Here is a 16062-nt window from a genome sequence, read left to right on the forward strand (position 1 = left end):
GTGCTGACAATGCTGGGGCTCGGTTCGAGGACCGAACTGCTCGGACGGCCAGCGACGTCCTTCTTCGATCTCAAGGCGCAAGCGGCCGATTCGCTCCGCGCGGCCATCTTGAACGACACCCCCGCCTGCTTTCAGGCCATCCGCCTGGTTGGCAACAAGACCCACGGTCCGAGGGTGGATCTGACCGTAAACCCGGTGCCCGGGCTCGACGACAACCAGGTCGGCCACATGCTGGTGATGTCGGATGCCACGCGCCGACTGGAAACCGAGTCGCAACTGAACAGGGAAACCCGGCGACTGGAAAACATCCTCCGCGGAACCGATGCCGGCACCTGGGAATGGGACCTCGAGACCAACATGCTCGACGTCAATGACCGCTGGCTCACCCTGATCGGTCACGACGAGAACGAGCCGCGGCATCTCACCATCGACAGGTGGCGCGAACTCGTCCATCCGGATGACGTGTCCCTCGCCAACGAACGACTGGCCGCTCACGCCGCCGGCCAGACCGACTACTATGAAGTCGAATTCCGAATGCGCCACCGTGACGGTCACTGGGTCTGGATCCTGTCCCGGGGCAAGGTGATGGAATGGGACGAAAGTGGTCGCCCGAAACAGTTCGCCGGCACGCATCTCGACATCACCGCGTTGAAACGAGCTCAGGCAAGCGAACTCGAGGAGAAGTCGAAGTTCGAAGCGCTGTTCGATGGACTTAACGACGCGGTGTTCGTGCACCCCGTCGAGCCGTTCGGCTACGCGAACTTCCTCGAGGTCAACCCGGTGGCCTGCGAGCGCTACGGCTTTACCCGGGATGAGCTGCTCCGCCGCAGCCCCGCGGATCTCCGGGATCCCGACGCCACCCAGAACCTGGGCTCGAGTAGCCAGCTCGAGGTGCTCATGCGCACGGGACACCTGCTTTACGAGACGCGCCACCAGGCGAAGGGCGGTCGGCGTTTCCCCGTTGAAATCAGCACCAAGCTGTTCGACTACAACGGCACCCAGGCCCTGATGTCGCTGGTCAGGGATATCAGCGCGCGCAAGCATAATGAGGCCAAGATCCTGCAGGCCACGGCGATGTTCGACCGGTCAAACGAGGGCATCGTGGTAACCGACCGCGACCGTCGGATCATTTCGGTCAATCCGGCCTTCGAACGGCTGACAGGCTATTCCCGTGACGAGGCCATTGGCCGAAACCCCCGCTTCCTGCAGTCCGGCCGACATGACGAGGCGTTCTACCGTGACCTCTGGCACGAACTTGAATGCAACGGCAGTTGGCAAGGGGAAATCTGGAACCGGCGCAAGGGCGGCGAACTGATCCTCGAGTGGCAAACGATCACCGCCGTGGAAGACGAGACAGGAGAGGTAACCAACTACATCAGCATCTTCTCGGACATAACCAGAGCCAAGAAATCCGAGGAGGAGGTCCACTACCTGTCCTGGCACGACCCGCTGACCGGCCTGGCCAACCGCCGGCAGCTCGAAAACGACCTGCGCGAGGTGCTGGATGCCTCCGGCCACGCGGCAGTCTTCTACATCGACATCGACCGCTTCAAGCAGGTCAACGACAGCTTCGGTCATGCCGCGGGCGACGACATGTTGCGCCAACTCGCACGACGCATGGAAGACGCCGTGCCGGAAGGTGGCAAGCTGGCACGCTTCAGTGGCGATGAATTCGTCATGCTGTCCCAGGTGGATTCGGTCGAGAAAGCCGATGATCAGGCTCGCTCGCTTCTCGAACGGATCGACCAGCCGATCTCCCTCGAAGGCGTTGACGTGGCGCTGACCGCGACGGTCGGCATTGCCATCGGACCGGAGGACGGCGGAGATGCACCGACCCTGCTCCGACACGCTCATTCGGCCTTGCACGAATCCAAGCGATCGGGCAGAAACACCCACACGGTCTACAGCCCCGGCACACCCAACTACAGCCGGGAAAAGATGCTCCTCGAGAGCAGCCTGCGGCTTGCCCTGGAACGCGAGGATTTCGTCGTTTGCTACCAGCCCCAGGTGGACATGCGGACCGGGGCCATCATCGGATCGGAAGCGCTCGTCCGCTGGCGCCCACCGAACGAGCCCGAGATATCACCCGGCGAGTTCATCCCCGTCGCCGAGGATTCCGGTCTGATCGTGGCGCTTGGCGAGTGGGTGCTCCGGCGCGCCTGCGAGGAGTCGATGAGCCATGCCAGGCCCGAGGGCAAGCCACGTCGCGTGGCGGTGAACCTGTCGGGTCGGCAACTGATAGAGAAAGACATCGTCGGCACGGTTGACAAGGTTCTCAAGGAGACCGGCATGCCGCCCGATTCGCTCGAGCTCGAAGTCACCGAAACATTCCTCGTGGAGCATCGAGGTGCCGTCGATACCCTGCTGGGATTGAAAAAACTCGGGGTGCGCCTGTCCATCGACGATTTCGGCACCGGCCACTCGTCGCTCGCCCGGCTCAAGGAACTGCCGGTCGACAAGCTCAAGATCGACCAGGCCTTCGTGAGGGGGATTACAGGCGACAACAGTGATGCGGCCATTGCCCGGGCCATCATCGCGCTAGGGAACAGCCTTGGGATGGACGTACTCGCCGAGGGGGTGGAGAACGGCGATCAGGGGCAATTCCTGATTCGGGAAGGCTGCTTCCACGGACAAGGGTTCCTGTTCGGCCGTGCGGTCAATGCCGAGGACATCCTCCCGCTCGACCAAATTGAGGGCGGTAGTGTCCTGTCAAATGGTGTAAGAGCGGGATGTGCACCGCAGGCCTCGTCGCCGTTTACGCCGCACTGCTGAAAGTCAGTTTGGCATTCGGCATCCGCACCGCGGCCAGCCTCTCGAGACTCATGTGCCGCCGGCTTGCCTGCCATTCATCGCTGTGCTCGAGCAACACGGCGACGGCCAATCGGGTGCCGCTCCGCCCGCGTGCGATAGCGAACGAACGGAATCTGTCCAGAACGCCTTGGTTACCGCCGGGCCGACCGACAGGCCCCGCACCTCCCGACAACCCTCCTGTTTGACGGCGGCAGCAACGACGGGGCAAAACGGTGCGGCGGGGATAGATCTAGCCGACCAAATCCTTACGCGAATGACACACGCCAGGTTGCGCCGCGATGGTGGCACCCTGAAGGTCATCACCATTTCCTGTGGCGTGACGAACCTGGAGACCGGCCGGACATCCAAGGAGACTTACCGCCACGCGCTCGAGGCCTGCAGCACACCAAGGCCCAGGGCGGCAATCGCTGCCAGCGCGTCGGACAAGGTTAGAACCTCCCCCGCGCGTCAGTCCCAGCCCTTGCGGGCCACCACCCCGGGGTTGAGCAGGCGAATCTGCTGAACCACCGGATCCGGGTGTTCCCGCTCGGGCTCGATCTGCATCAGTCGCAGCAGGTAGGGCAGCAGTGCACGGCGCACGGTGACGCGTCGCTCGCCGTCGACCATGCCGTAATCCGCGGCGATCACCGCCTGCTGGGGGCCCGGCAGGTCCGGGTGCACGCCGACGCGCAATTCCACCTCCTCGAACCAGTCGGCATCTCCCTCGCGCGACGTGCCGGCTCGATCCGGCAGCGGCTCGGGGTTCGCCATCCGCGCCAGCACGAAATCGCGGTACTCCTCGTGCTCGTGACTGAATGCCCGCAGGTGCCAACGAAACCCGCTGAAAACCAGCGTGTGCGGGGAGAGCTCGATCGGGCGCGGTTCGGGGCGACGCATCGACTGGTATTCCACCCGCAGCCGATGGCCGTTGCTGGCCGCCGCCGACACCGCCCGCAGGATGTCGAGGTCCAGTTCCCGCTCGAGCGGACGCAGCAGTTCCACGTTCGGCCCGGCCGCCGCCAGCGCGACCACCGGCCGATTCTCACCCGGCAAGGCGCCCAGCACGTCCAGCAACTCGGACGTCCGCCCGGACAACAACCGCGCGGCGAAGCGCTCGCCCGGCTCGTAAACCTTCCGCGAGCGGTTGTAGACGAGGTTGTCCGGGGCGAGTGACTGGTAGACCGCGAAGTCCTTGGATGCCTGAGCCCGGCTGATACCGAAGGTATCGGTCAGGGCCTGGGTGCGCACCCAGCCGTTGAGCAACAGGGTGCACTCGAGCAGCTTGAGGCGCTGGCGCAGATCCCACTTGAGGTCGTCGATGGTCGTGGCGGCGTTCATGGTGCCCATTCTCCGCCCGGCCACGGGTATGTCAATAAAAATGACGCGAGTTTGTTGACACGTCCAGATTGTGTGCATACTATCTGGACATGCCTAGTTTGTAGGCAGTCAACGAAAGGAGCGCCACCATGCAGACCTACCACGACGACGTGATCGATTTCTGGGCCAACATCTTCCGCGCCTGCCGGCTGTCGACCACCGGGCTGGACCTCGAGACCTTCCTCGAGGCCCCCACCCAGCACCTGGAACGACTGGGCCTGTCGGATGCCGTGGAGATGCTGGCCGGCGGCCACCTGCCGCTGCTGCCGGAGCAGGCCGCGGTGCGCCGAGAGATCGACGCCCGCTTCCCCCAATCGACGGCGCCACAACCGACCGCGCCGGCCACCGTTCGGGCCTTTCTCCCCCCGCCGGCCTTTCTCGCCACCGCGAGCTGACCCCCCCGCCCACGGGGTCACGGGCCCCACGGCGTCACCGACCCGCGTCCGCTCGACGGGAGGCCTCGCGTATAGTTGAAGGCCGACCACCCACGCCGGAATCGAGGCCATGGACGCGACCAACTCGTTTATCCTGCTCGGCGCCCTGCTGCTGTTCACCAGCATTCTCGCCGGCATGGCCTCGTCGCGTTTCGGCTTCCCCCTGCTGCTGATCTTCCTCGGCGTGGGCATGCTCGCCGGCCAGGACGGCATCGGTGGCGTCGAGTTCGACGACTTCCAGACCGCGTTCCTGATCGGCAACCTCGCGCTGGCCATCATCCTGCTCGACGGCGGCCTGCGCACGCACATCCGGACCTTCCGCGTCGCGCTCCGGCCCGCCCTGTCACTGGCCACCATCGGCGTGATGATCACCGCCGGGGCCATGGGTGCACTGGCCACCTGGCTGATGGGGTTCGACTGGTACTACGGGCTGCTGATGGGGGCGATCATCGGCTCGACGGATGCCGCGGCGGTGTTCTCGCTACTGAAGGGCAGCGGCACGAGGCTGAACGAACGGGTCGGGTCGACGCTTGAGATCGAGTCGGGCATCAACGACCCGATGGCGATCTTCCTCACCATCACCCTGCTCGAGGTGATCTCCGCCGGCCAGTCGCTGCTCGACCCGTGGATCCTCGTCTTCCTGGTCCAGCAGTTCGGCATCGGCGCGGTGCTCGGCGTGGCATTCGGCTTCCTGCTGCGCGAGGTGCTGCGGCGAATCGAGCTGGCCGAAGGACTCTACGCCCTGCTGATCGCCTCGGGGGGGCTGCTGTCGTTCGCCCTGATCAACCAGCTGGGCGGCAGCGGCTTTCTGGGGGTGTATCTCACGGGGCTGGTGATCGGCACGGCGCGCAACCGGGGCACGTTCCACGTCCTGCGCATCATGGACGGCCTGGCCTGGCTGGCGCAGGCGGGCATGTTCCTGATCCTGGGGCTCCTGGTCACGCCCAGCGCAGTGATCGACCAGATCGTGCCGGCGCTGATCCTGGCGTTCGCCCTGTTGCTGGTGGCCCGACCGCTCGCGATCTGGATCGGGCTGTGGCCGTTTCACTTCAACTGGCGCGAGACCACCTTCATCGCCTGGGTGGGCCTGCGCGGTGCGGTGCCGATCGTGCTCGCCCTGTTCCCGATGATCTACGGCATCCCGAATGCCGAACGCTTCTTCGAGATCGCCTACGTGGTGGTGATCACCTCGCTGTTGATCCAGGGCAGCACCGTGCCGCTGGCCGCGCGCCTGTTGCGTGTCGAGGTGCCGCCGCTGGCCGAGCCGCGCCAGCGGGCGGATCTCAACCTGCCGATCGAGCCGCGCCTGGAGTTGGTGCAGTTCGTGGTGGGCGAACACACCGACGCCGACGGGGCCGGGCCGGAACGCATGCCGTTCGGCGAGTCGGTGACCATCGCCGGCGTGGTGCGCAATCTCGCCCTGCGCAAGGCGGAGGCGGGCTTTCGCTTCCAGTCGGGCGATATCGTGCTGACCATCATCCCCGAGGACATGATCAACGACCTCAACCGCTTTTTCACCGGCGAGCGGCGCAAGAAGGCGGATCTGGCCGAGCAGACCTTCTTCGGCGCCTTCTCGCTGCGCGGCGGGGCCCGGGTCGCCGATCTCGCCCAGGTCTACGGCATCCAACCGCCGGAAGAACTGCAGGAGGCGACCCTCGACGGGGCGATCAAGGCGCTGTTGCGCAACCCGCCGGTGGTGGGTGATTCCGTGGACCTCGACCGCGTCAGCCTGACCGTCCGGGAGATGGACGGGCCGACCATTACCCAGGTCGGCCTCAAGTTCCGCGAGTGAGCCGGGTTGCCGAGCTCATTGCGTGCCGAGCAATTGCGCGACCCGTTCGCGCAGGTCCGGCACGACCTCGTCCTCGAACCACGGGTTGTTTCTCAGCCAACGGTTGTTGCGCGGACTGGGATGGGGCAGCGGGAAGTGCACCGGGGCCAGGCGGCGCCAGTCGGCGACCAGATCGGTCACGCGCTGCCCGCCCTTGAGCCCCAGGTGCCAGCCCAGCGCATAGCGGCCGATCACGACCGTGGTCTCCACCTCTGGCATGGCCGCCAGCAGCGGCCGACGCCAGGTCGGGGCGCATTCGGGCCGTGGCGGCAGGTCCCCGCCCCGGCCGGTGCCGGGAAAGCAGAACCCCATCGGCACGATGGCGATGGCCGGATGGTGGTAGAAGGTCTCGCGGTCGATGCCGAGCCAGTCGCGCAGGCGGTCACCGCTGGGGTCGTTGAACGGCAGGCCGGTCTCGTGCACGCGCCGCCCCGGGGCCTGCGCGGCGATCAGCAGGCGGGCCTCGCGCCGGGCGATGAACACCGGCCGCGGACCGAGCGGCAACTCGGCCTCGCACAACCGGCAGGCCCGAATCTCCGCCTCGAGTTGCTCGAGTGCGATCGGCTCAGCCGGCATCCCCGTCCAGGGCCTTCAGGTGGGCCAGTACCGAGTCCTCCAGCCCTTCCAGGTCGTAACCGCCCTCCAGCAGCGAGACCACCGGCAGGTCGTCGCCGCCGGCGGCCGCGATCGCCTCGCGAGTAAGCCAGGCAAAATCCTCGTCCTCGAGAAGCCAGCCGCCGAGCGGATCGTTCTTGTGGGCGTCGAAACCGGCGGAGAACAGCAGCAGCTGCGGGCGGAAGTCGCGCAGTGTCTCGAACCAGACCGATTCCTCAATGCCTTTGCGAAAGGCCTCGCCGTCGGTCATGTTGGGCAGGCCGATCGGGAAGCAGTTGTCGGCGAGCGGCGGAATGCCCGAATAGGGGTAGAACGGGTGCTGGAACACCGAGAAGAACCGTACCGCGTCGCTGTTGGCGACGATCTCCTCGGTGCCGTCACCGTGGTGGACGTCGAAGTCGACGATCGCCACCCGCTCGAGCCCGTGGTGACGGATGGCGTAGTAGGCCGCGATCGCGACGTTGTTGAACACGCAGAAGCCGCGCGGCTGACAGGGCCCGGCGTGATGCCCCGGCGGCCGGGTCGCGAGGAAGGCCCGTCGCTCGGGTCCGGACAGGACCTCGTCCACGGCGGCCTTGGCCGCCCCCACCACGCGTCGGCTGGCCTCGATGGTGTACCGGTTCAGCGACGTATCGCCGTCGACGCGCAGCACGCCGGAATCGGTGGGTGCCTGACTGAATATGGCCTCGACATAGCGCGGATCATGGGCCAGTTCGTAGTCGCTCTTTTCGCCCAGCGGCGCCTCGACCGCCTCGTATCGATCCGCCGGAAACCGCTCGATCGCCGCCTCCACCGCATCCAGGCGCTCGGGACGCTCCGGGTGCGGCAGCATGACGTCGTTCTCGTTCTCGTGCTTCCGACAGACCGGGTGACTGTAGATGAGCATGGTGGATTCCTCGTCGAGAACTGGGCGGGCATCGATCAAATCAAGCACCCGAACCGGCCGTTGTAAAGGAAGGCGCCGATCGATCGGATGCCCTGACTACCGATCGTCACACTTCCTCGTCGCTGGCCCGCACGGTCAGCACATCTCCCCTGGATTCGCGCAGGATGTGCTGGGCGACGCTGCCGAGCAACAAATGACGCAGGCCGGTCTCGCCCTGGGTGCCGCAGACGGTGAGATCGGCGTGGGCATTGACCGCCGCGTCGATCACCGCCGTGCCGGGATGACCGGCAATCACGCGGTAGTCGGGCTCCTGGTCACTGCTTACGCCCGCCTCGTGGGCGAACTCGCGCAGCCGGTCATGCAGCGCCTCCTCCTGTTCGTCACGCAGGCGCTCGTAGGTCGCCGGCGCGATGTACGTCTCGAACCAGGTCTCGTATACGTGCACCAGGGTGAACTGCGCCTGCGGCGCCCAGTCAAGTGCTGCCCGCAGGGCCGCCCGGCTCGATTCGGAGAAATCGATCGCGACCACCACCTTCTGGTAGCTGTGGGTGGGCTCCACCCGGGCGACCAGCACCGGCACGTTGCCGGCGCGTACCATTTTCTCGGCGGTCGTGCCGATGAACCAGTCGCGCACCGCATGGCGCCCGTGGGCGCCCACCACCACCAGGCGCGCATGGATGGCGGCCGCCATCTCGCTGGCCACGGCCACCGGCTTGCCCAGGCGGGCCTGTACCTGCGAGTCGGGCGGCTCGATGCCCAGGCGTCCCGCCGCCTCCTGCAATTGGGTCTTGAGTCCGGCGAGCGCCTCCTGGAGCAACTCGCCGCGCAGATCGTCCGGGTCGAGATCACGGCTCTTGACCACCCACCACAAGGGCTCTTCCTGGATGACGTGCAGTGCGATCAGGGGGCAGGCGCGGCGGGCGGCCAACTGCGTCGCCCGGGTCACCGCCAGCTCGCTGGCATCGGAGAGGTCACTGGCAATCAGGATGGGGCAGGATTCGGCCATCGGTCGCTCCTTGGGTCGGCGTGGGCGATGATTGGAAGGTATCATCAGGCGTCATCAGCCTCATGACAAGCATGCGGCACCGTGTGCACGGTGCGTTCCACCACGGGGAGCGATTACGGTTTTGCGCGAACTTTCGATGTTCTGGCACACCCTGCTGCACGCCGGGCGCAACCTGCTGCCGATCGTGCTGGTGGTCGCGACGTTTCAGCTTGTCGTGCTGCAGTCGGTGCCCGAGGGCCTGGCGGGCATCCTGATCGGCCTGGGCGTGGTCGTCGTCGGGGTCGCCCTGTTCCTGCAGGGCCTGGAGATGGGCATCTTTCCCATCGGCAAGAGCCTCTCGAATGCCTTTGCCCGGCGCGGGTCGCTGCCCCTGCTGCTCGCGTTCGGCTTTGCCTTCGGTTTCGCCGCGGTGATCGCCGAGCCGGCCCTGATCGCGGTGGCCGAACAGGCCCAGACCATCAGCCAGGGCCATATCGACGCGCTCACCCTGCGATTGATCATCGCCACCTCGGTGGGCCTGGTGGTGGCCTTGGGCGTACTACGCACCCTGCTCGGCTGGCCGATTCACTGGTTCATGATCGTCGGCTACATCCTGGTGGTGACCATCACCTGGTTCGCCCCGCCAGAGATCGTCGGCCTGGCCTATGACTCGGGCGGGGTGACCACCAATATCGTCACCGTGCCGCTGATCGCCGCGCTCGGCATGGGGCTGGCCGCCTCGATCAGCGGGCGCAACGTGCTCTCCGACGGCTTCGGTCTGGTGGCACTTGCCGTGATGGTGCCGATGATCACCGTGCAGGCCTACGGCATCTACGTGTTCGAGATCGTCGGCGTCGACCCGGGGAGCGACAGCCCAGATCTGGCTGCACAGGGCGGCGACAAGTCGGCCGAGCTCGACCCGCTCGGCATTCTCACCGGCCTGCTGATCACGATTCGCGACGTGCTGCCCATCATCGCTGCGGTGCTGTTCTTCCAGCTGGCGATCCTCCGCCAGCGCATCCCGCACCTCAAGCGCGTGGTGATCGGCTTTCTGCTGGTGGTCCTGGGGCTGTATGCCTTCGTCGTCGGCCTGAAACTCGGCCTGTTCCCCATCGGCGAGCGCATGGCCGACCAACTGATCGCCCGCGACAACGTGGTCTTCCTCTACCTGTTCGCCTTCGCCATCGGCTTTGCCACCACCATGGCCGAACCGGCGTTGATCGCCATCGGCAACCAGGCCGAGGAAGCCGCGCGCGGCCAGATCCGCGCGAGCATGATCCGCTTGCTGGTCGCCATCGGCGTGGCGATCGGCATCACCATCGGCGTGCATCGCATCCTCGCCGGGGACTCGATCCATTATTACGTGATCGGCGGCTACGCGCTGGTGATCCTGCTGACATTCCTGGCGCCGCGTTACATCATCGCCCTGGCCTATGATCTGGGCGGGGTGACCACCTCCGAGGTGACGGTGCCGCTGGTCACCGCGCTGGGCATCGGCCTGGCCACGCAAATCGACGGGCGCGATGCACTGATGGACGGCTTCGGCCTGATCGCCTTCGCCTCGATCTTCCCGATCGTGACCGTGCTCGGCTACGCCATCTTCGCCGATCTCGCCAACCGCTGGCTGGCAAGCCGGCCACCGAACGACACATCGACATAAAGAGGACCTACCGCGATGAGATTTTCCGTACTGGTCGCCATTCTCGCCGAGGACATGGAGGAAAAGGCCATCGAGGTGGCCAAGGCCGCCGGTGCCGGCGGCGTGACCCTGCTCGATGCCCGCGGCATCGGCGCCGAGGAGAAGAAGACCTTCTTCGGGCTGACCTACGAGGGCAGTCAGTCGGTGTTGCTGTTCGTGCTCGAACGCACGCTGTCGCTCAAGGTGATGAAGGCGCTGACCCAGGAGCTCGAACTGGCCGAGCACTCGCGCGGCGTGGTCTTCACCCTGCCCCTCGAACACATCGCCGGCATCGAGAACCGCCAGGTACAACGCTTCCAGGAGAACGTCAAAGATGACCTCTGATACCCGCCCGCGCCTCGTCGGTGACGTGATGGAACGCGAGGTGGTCACCATCTCGCCGATGGCCAGCCTGCGCGACGCCCTCCAGGCAATGCGCCAGCACCGCGTCAAGTCACTGGTGGTGGAGAAGGCTCATGCCTACGACGCCTACGGCATTCTGACCTACACATCGATTCTGCGGACGATCGTGGCCGACGATGGCGATATCGACCTGGCCAACGTCTACGACGTGATGAGCAAGCCGGCGATCTCGCTGCCCGAGGGGATGGAGGTCAAGTATGCCGCCCGCCTGATGGTGTCGCAGTCGATCCGACGCGTGATCGTGCTGCGAAACGACGATCTGGTCGGCCTGGTCACCATGAGCGATATCGTCGAATCGGTGCTCGACCTCGCCGAGAAGTAAGCCCGGCCCGGAGTAATTCAACCCCGGGATGGGCCACCGGCTCGACCGACCGGGGAGCGCCACGAAAAAGGCGGGCCCGCGGGCCCGCCCTTGCTTGACCTGCCGGCGTGTCGGGCCAGCGATCCCGCGACTTACTGCCAGCCGATGAAATCGGTGGCCGCGTCCGCCGCGTCATAGAGGAACAGATCGCGGAACATGTGGTCGGCACCGTCGACGACGGTCATCTCGACGTGATCGTCCTCGACCCGCTCTTCCATCTTCTCCTCGAGGTCGGTGACCGTCTCATCGGCACCGGCGACCACGACCAGGGTCTCGATCGACGTCTCGCCCAGCACGGTGGGCGTGTCCATGCGCGGGTCCTCGCGGTAGTAGCTGACCACGCTTGCGGCCGCGGCACGGGTATCCGGGCAGTAGATGAAATCCATTTCCATGATCTCGTCACCCTTGCCCTCGCCGACCAGTGCCTCGGCCTTCTCGAGCAACGGGGCGAGCTCGGTCTCGTAATTCGACTCGTAATCCTTCTCGTTGTAACCCTCGGACCAGGTCTGTGGCGCCAGCAGGACCGCCTTGTCGACCGTCGGATCGGCCTGCTCGGCGAGATAGCGCGCCACCTGGTTGCCACCGCGCGAATGCCCCAGCACCGCGAGCCGCTCGGCACCCTCGTCCTTGAGCCACCCGACCCACGCGGCGATCTCCTCGACCGCATCCTCGTGCTTGTGACGGTGGGTGGAATCACAGTCGTACATGCCCTCGCGGGCATCCTGGCCAAGGCTCAGGTTGATCGAAAGCGAGTTGTAGCCGGCATCCCGCAGCAATTCCTGCATGCCGCGCATGATCTCCATCTGGCCGTGGGCCAGGGTGCCGTGGACCATCAGCACCACGCCGTCCTCGACCTCGCTGTCCGGCGCCATCTCCATGTGGCCGATCAGGGTCATGTCATCGTGTTCAAGCTCGACCCGGTCGGCGGCGTGCGCCATCGGGCCGAACCCGACCGCCATCGGCAGGAACAGCGCTGCGGCGGCGATGTGTTTGGTCGTCGTTTTCATTGTTGTCTCCCCTTTGGTGGATCAATCATCCAGCGAGGGAGTCTAGTTCGCGGCAGCGACCCTGCCCAGCCGTGGAGCCCACGAACGGATTCACAAGCTAACGAAATCGCATGTCATCGACGGCGGTGATCCCGTGGGGATGGTCGATGGCCGGCCGGGGTGAATGATCATGTGACCAGCGCCGACGGGAATCGGGCAGACAAAAAAATGGGCAGGTCGCTCCGCGTGGGAACAAACCTGCCCGCAAACTCACCGCAGGAGGAGTCGATGAAGAACGAAGAAGCTTCTCAACGTGACTCAGACCTATGACCGAGAGGAGATTCAGGAGTTCCCGGGTCAGTGAATGAGTCGATTGAGTCGATATGCGCATGGGGTTTGGCTGACTCGACCAGCCCCTTCGTTCTCAATTGACGGGATCAGTATAGCGGCCATTTATGCAAATGCAAACGTTTCGCATTGCTGTTCGCGTGACGAAACGATGACAGGCTCCCCCTAGCCCCGCCGGATGGTCGCGGGGAAGCTCAATGAAAGTCCCGCGAGCGGGTCGGCAACGCGCCCAGCCAGTCGCTGTGATCGACCAGCATCCGCGCGACGAGATGCGCGACCCCGTCGCGCTGCTGCCACTGACCGCGCACCTCCAGCAGGCGGGCATTGACCACCACCTGCCGGTACTCGGCCACCCGGTCCGGCCAGACGATCACGTTGACCGTGCCGGCCTCGTCCTCGAGCGTCAGGAACACCGTGCCCTTGGCTGTGCCGGGGCGCTGTCGCATGGTCACCAGCCCGCAGTAGCGGGTGTGCGCGCCGTCGTGGCGGGTTTTCAGCTCGTCGCTGCGGCGCAGGCGCAATCGCCGCAACCGCTCGCGCAGCAGGGCCAGCGGGTGGCCGTTCAACGACAGCCCCAGGCGTTGGTAGTCGGCGACGATGGTCTCGGCCCGGTTCGGCGCAGGCAACTCGACCGACGGCTCGGCCACCATGTGATCGGCCGGCAGCCCGGCCTCGAGGTCCATGGCCGCGGGGATGCCGCTTGCCGACCAGTGTGCCGCGTAGCGGTTGGCCTCCAGTGCCGAGAAGGCGCCGGCATGCGCCAGCGCGCGACGATCGCGGGCATCCAGTCGCGCGCGGCGCACGCAGTCGGCCACGTCGCGAAAGGCCATCGCGTCGCGGGCGGCCAGCAGGCGCTCGATGCCGGACCCGGACAACCCGTGGATGCGCCCCAGTCCCAGGCGCAGCGCATGGGTCTCGACCGCGCCGCCCTTCTCCCCCAGTGACTCGAGCGTGCTCTCGGCCCCACTGGTCACCACGCAGGGCGGCCGCACCGTCACGCCGTGGCGGCGGGCGTCCTGTACCAGTTGCGACGGGCCGTAGAATCCCATCGGCTGGCTGTTCAACAGCGCGCAGTAGAAGGCCACCGGCTCGTGGCATTTCAGCCAGGCCGAGGCGTAGGCGATCACCGCGAAGCTCGCCGAGTGCGACTCGGGAAAGCCGTACTCGCCGAAGCCGAGGATCTGCCGGTAGACGCGGTCGGCGAACTCGGGCGCGAAGCCGCGCGCGGTCATGCCGTCGTAAAGGCGTCGGCGAAAGTCCTCGAGCGTGCCGCGCTTGCGCCACGCCCCCAGCGCCCGGCGCAACTGGTCGGCCTCGCCGGCCGAGAAACCCGCGGCGACCATGGCCAGCTCGATCACCTGCTCCTGGAAGATCGGCACCCCGAGCGTGCGACCCAGCACCCGCCGGATCGCCTCGTTGGGATACTCCTCGCGCTCGAGCCCCTGGCGGCGCTTGAGGTAGGGATGGACCATCTCGCCCTGGATCGGGCCGGGACGGACGATGGCGATCTCGATCACGAGATCGTAGAACGAGCGGGGCTGCAGGCGCGGCAGCATGCTCATCTGCGCGCGCGACTCGATCTGGAACACGCCGACGGTGTCCGCCCGGCTGATCATCTCGAAGGTCGCCGGGTCCTCGCGCGGGATCGACCACAGCGCCAGTTCCCGGTCACGCGGGCGGTGATGATTGACCAACTCCATCGCCCGGCGCACCGCGGAAAGCATGCCCAGGGCCAGCACGTCGATCTTCATCAACCCCACGGCATCCAGGTCGTCCTTGTCCCACTGGATCACGGTACGGTCGGCCATCGAGGCGTTCTCCACCGGCACGAGATCCGCCAGCGGCCCGCGGGCGATGACGAACCCGCCGACGTGCTGGGAGAGATGCCGTGGCATGCCGGTCAGTTGGCGGGCGATGGCCAGCCACCAGCGGATCTGGCGCAGGTTGCCGTCGATGCCGGCGGCACGGAGCTTGTCGGCGTCCACCTCGCGGTCCCACCAGGCGAGCTGTTCGTTGACGCGCTCGGTCACGTCCTCGCCCACGCCCAGCGCCCGGGCGGCGTCGCGCAGCGCCGAGCGGCGCCGGTAGCGGATCACGGTGGCCGCCAGCGCGGCCCGGTCGCGGCCGTAGCGGCGGTAGATGTACTGCATCACCTCCTCGCGGCGGTGGTGCTCGAAGTCGACGTCGATGTCCGGCGGCTCGGCGCGCTCTTTCGAGATGAAGCGCTCGAACAGCATCGAGGATTCGGCCGGATTGACCGCGGTGATGCCGAGCGCGAAGCACACCGCCGAGTTGGCCGCCGAACCGCGTCCCTGGCAGAGAATGCCGCGCGAGCGGGCGAAGCGCACGATGTCGTGCACGGTGAGGAAATACGGCTCGAAGGCCATCTCCTCGATGATGGCAAGCTCGCGCTCGATCTGGGCGACCACGCCTTCGGGGATGCCGTCCGGCCAGCGGGTCGCCGCGCCCTCGAAGGTCAGGCGGCGCAACTGCTCGGCGCCGGTCATCCCGTCGGGGATGTCGTCGAGCGGGTACTCGTAGGAGAGTTCATCGAGCGAGAAGCGGCATGACTCGGCGAGGCGCAACGCCTCGGCCCGCCACGCGGCCGGAAACAGCTCGGCGAGCGCCTCGACCGGGCGCAGGTGGCGCTCGGCATTCGACGGCAGGCGGTCGGCGGCCTCCATCACGGACACGCGATGCCGCAAGGCGGTGACCACGTCCAGCAGCGGCTTTTCCTCCCGCTCGGCCATCAGCGTGTCGCCCAGCGCCGTGATCGGCAGGCCGTGCTCTTCGGCCAGCTGCCGGGCCGCCGCGAACCGATGGCCGTCCCGCCCGTCGAGCCAGGCGACCACGCCCAGCCAGGGCCGGATACCGGCGCCCGTCAGCCAGCCCGGCGCGATCGCTTCACCGGGCGGCACCTGCCAGATCACCCGCACCCCGGCACTCAGCCCCCCGAGCACGTCCGCCCGTTCGAGCCTATACGCGCCCTTGGCCGCCGCCCGGCGCCCGCGGGTGATCAACTGGCTGATCGCGGCATAACCGGCACGGCTCGCGGCCAGCAGCACCAGCGTGTCGCCCTCCTCGAGCACCAGCCGCGTGCCGAGAATCAGCCGCGGTCGCCCGGCCTCCGGCAACGCCCGCCAGCCCTGGTGGGCACGCACCACCCCGGCGAACGAACACTCGTCGCAGATGGCGATGGCCGCGTAGCCGCGCGCGGCCGCCACCGCCACCAGCCGCTCAGGGTCGGACGTGGCAGCGAGAAAGCTGAAGTTGGAACGGGCGGAGAGCTCGGCATGGGCGTTCATGCCGATACTGTATATTCATACACCTTTTGTGCAAGCCGGCCGT

General features: G+C 66.6%; 12 protein-coding genes. 6 read left to right on the plus strand and 6 right to left on the minus strand.

What is annotated here, in order from left to right; translation table 11 throughout:
- On the plus strand, positions 1-2772 hold a 2772-nt coding region (locus ACLFRM_RS03865; RefSeq protein ID WP_410754400.1), incomplete at its 5' end, for an EAL domain-containing protein.
- Positions 2773-3258: 486 nt separating this feature from the next.
- Here the strand turns inward: ACLFRM_RS03865 and ACLFRM_RS03870 are convergent.
- Positions 3259-4128, minus strand: a complete 870-nt coding sequence (locus ACLFRM_RS03870) for a WYL domain-containing protein (protein WP_410754401.1) — start codon at positions 4126-4128, stop codon at positions 3259-3261.
- A gap of 128 nt (positions 4129-4256) precedes the next feature.
- Here ACLFRM_RS03870 and ACLFRM_RS03875 point away from each other — a divergent pair, with 128 nt between their 5' ends.
- Positions 4257-4562 (plus strand): hypothetical protein, encoded by a 306-nt coding sequence (locus ACLFRM_RS03875; protein ID WP_410754402.1) that lies wholly within the window; start codon positions 4257-4259, stop codon positions 4560-4562.
- A gap of 109 nt (positions 4563-4671) precedes the next feature.
- Positions 4672-6393 carry a potassium/proton antiporter gene (locus ACLFRM_RS03880; protein ID WP_410754403.1) on the plus strand — a complete coding sequence of 574 codons (1722 nt, stop codon included), beginning with the start codon at positions 4672-4674 and terminating at the stop codon, positions 6391-6393.
- Between the two features lie 15 nt (positions 6394-6408).
- Here the strand turns inward: ACLFRM_RS03880 and ACLFRM_RS03885 are convergent, their stop codons facing one another.
- The 3 genes from ACLFRM_RS03885 to ACLFRM_RS03895 form a co-directional block, all read right to left on the minus strand.
- Positions 6409-7008 (minus strand): uracil-DNA glycosylase family protein, encoded by a 600-nt coding sequence (locus tag ACLFRM_RS03885; protein ID WP_410754404.1) that lies wholly within the window; start codon positions 7006-7008, stop codon positions 6409-6411.
- Positions 6998-7933 (minus strand): histone deacetylase family protein, encoded by a 936-nt coding sequence (locus tag ACLFRM_RS03890; RefSeq protein WP_410754405.1) that lies wholly within the window; start codon positions 7931-7933, stop codon positions 6998-7000. Before ACLFRM_RS03890 ends, ACLFRM_RS03885 begins: the two co-directional genes overlap by 11 nt.
- A 106-nt stretch (positions 7934-8039) precedes the next feature.
- Positions 8040-8939, minus strand: a complete 900-nt coding sequence (locus ACLFRM_RS03895) for a universal stress protein (protein WP_410754406.1) — start codon at positions 8937-8939, stop codon at positions 8040-8042.
- Between the two features lie 136 nt (positions 8940-9075).
- Here ACLFRM_RS03895 and ACLFRM_RS03900 point away from each other — a divergent pair, with 136 nt between their 5' ends.
- From ACLFRM_RS03900 to ACLFRM_RS03910, 3 genes are read left to right on the plus strand one after another with little or no spacing between them, the layout of a single operon-like run.
- The gene (locus ACLFRM_RS03900; RefSeq protein ID WP_410754407.1) at positions 9076-10578 is read left to right on the plus strand and encodes a DUF1538 domain-containing protein; all 1503 of its coding nucleotides are present in this window, start codon (positions 9076-9078) and stop codon (positions 10576-10578) included.
- 15 nt (positions 10579-10593) lie between these two features.
- Positions 10594-10941 (plus strand): P-II family nitrogen regulator, encoded by a 348-nt coding sequence (locus ACLFRM_RS03905; protein WP_410754408.1) that lies wholly within the window; start codon positions 10594-10596, stop codon positions 10939-10941.
- Positions 10931-11341 carry a CBS domain-containing protein gene (locus ACLFRM_RS03910; RefSeq protein ID WP_410754409.1) on the plus strand — a complete coding sequence of 137 codons (411 nt, stop codon included), beginning with the start codon at positions 10931-10933 and terminating at the stop codon, positions 11339-11341. Before ACLFRM_RS03905 ends, ACLFRM_RS03910 begins: the two co-directional genes overlap by 11 nt.
- Before the next feature lie 131 nt (positions 11342-11472).
- Here the strand turns inward: ACLFRM_RS03910 and ACLFRM_RS03915 are convergent, their stop codons facing one another.
- Positions 11473-12387: an alpha/beta hydrolase gene (locus tag ACLFRM_RS03915; RefSeq protein WP_410754410.1), complete on the minus strand. Its 915-nt coding sequence runs from the start codon at positions 12385-12387 to the stop codon at positions 11473-11475.
- A 521-nt stretch (positions 12388-12908) separates the two neighbouring features.
- Entirely contained in the window at positions 12909-16019 is a 3111-nt protein-coding gene (locus ACLFRM_RS03920; protein ID WP_410754411.1) for an error-prone DNA polymerase, read from the minus strand.
- Positions 16020-16062: the final 43 nt, after the last annotated feature.

It is taken from the genome of Guyparkeria sp. (assembly GCF_046540515.1).
Lineage (GTDB): Bacteria > Pseudomonadota > Gammaproteobacteria > Halothiobacillales > Halothiobacillaceae > Guyparkeria.

Bases quoted from the DNA above. Each gene is read 5' to 3' on its own strand.
- ACLFRM_RS03870 (WP_410754401.1), bottom strand. From the start codon at position 4,128: ATGAACGCCGCCACGACCATCGACGACCTCAAGTGGGATCTGCGCCAG.
- ACLFRM_RS03875 (WP_410754402.1), top strand. From the start codon at position 4,257: ATGCAGACCTACCACGACGACGTGATCGATTTCTGGGCCAACATCTTC.
- ACLFRM_RS03880 (WP_410754403.1), top strand. From the start codon at position 4,672: ATGGACGCGACCAACTCGTTTATCCTGCTCGGCGCCCTGCTGCTGTTC.
- ACLFRM_RS03885 (WP_410754404.1), bottom strand. From the start codon at position 7,008: ATGCCGGCTGAGCCGATCGCACTCGAGCAACTCGAGGCGGAGATTCGG.
- ACLFRM_RS03890 (WP_410754405.1), bottom strand. From the start codon at position 7,933: ATGCTCATCTACAGTCACCCGGTCTGTCGGAAGCACGAGAACGAGAAC.
- ACLFRM_RS03895 (WP_410754406.1), bottom strand. From the start codon at position 8,939: ATGGCCGAATCCTGCCCCATCCTGATTGCCAGTGACCTCTCCGATGCC.
- ACLFRM_RS03900 (WP_410754407.1), top strand. From the start codon at position 9,076: ATGTTCTGGCACACCCTGCTGCACGCCGGGCGCAACCTGCTGCCGATC.
- ACLFRM_RS03905 (WP_410754408.1), top strand. From the start codon at position 10,594: ATGAGATTTTCCGTACTGGTCGCCATTCTCGCCGAGGACATGGAGGAA.
- ACLFRM_RS03910 (WP_410754409.1), top strand. From the start codon at position 10,931: ATGACCTCTGATACCCGCCCGCGCCTCGTCGGTGACGTGATGGAACGC.
- ACLFRM_RS03915 (WP_410754410.1), bottom strand. From the start codon at position 12,387: ATGAAAACGACGACCAAACACATCGCCGCCGCAGCGCTGTTCCTGCCG.
- ACLFRM_RS03920 (WP_410754411.1), bottom strand. From the start codon at position 16,019: ATGAACGCCCATGCCGAGCTCTCCGCCCGTTCCAACTTCAGCTTTCTC.